Here is a 383-nt window from a genome sequence, read left to right as displayed (position 1 = left end):
CAGCGCCTCGGCCAGGGCCTGATCCAGGGCGTCGGGCTGTTCGGGCGTCGTCTGCGTTGTCTGCGGTTCCTGTGCCACAGGGGCGGGGTCGACCGGCGTCGTGGGCGCGGGCGCGACCGGGATGGCCGCTTGCGGGGCGGGTGCCGTCTGCTGCGGCTGTGCCGCGACGGGGGCCTGCTGGACAGGTGCCTGCGGAACGGGGGCTTGCGGAACGGGGGCTTGGGCCAGCTCCTCCTGCGGCGCGGGGCGGCCAAGGAACAGCAGCGCCACGACCAGCAGCAGGGCCAGCCCGCCCACCAGGACGGGCAGACGCGCCGGGTCCAGGGCGCGCAGGCGGTCGGACAGCGTCGGTGCGACGTCCTCGGCGGGTGCGGCCGCGTCGC

General features: G+C 77.0%; 1 protein-coding gene. It reads right to left on the bottom strand.

Annotated elements, in window-relative coordinates; genetic code table 11:
* The coding region (locus TW83_RS21720) for a hypothetical protein (protein WP_045984375.1) at nucleotides 1–383 on the bottom strand (383 nt) is incomplete at both ends.

This window comes from Paracoccus sp. S4493, assembly GCF_000967735.1.
In the GTDB taxonomy this organism is placed as follows: domain Bacteria; phylum Pseudomonadota; class Alphaproteobacteria; order Rhodobacterales; family Rhodobacteraceae; genus Paracoccus; species Paracoccus marcusii.
This window is presented reverse-complemented; position numbering and strand designations above follow the sequence as displayed.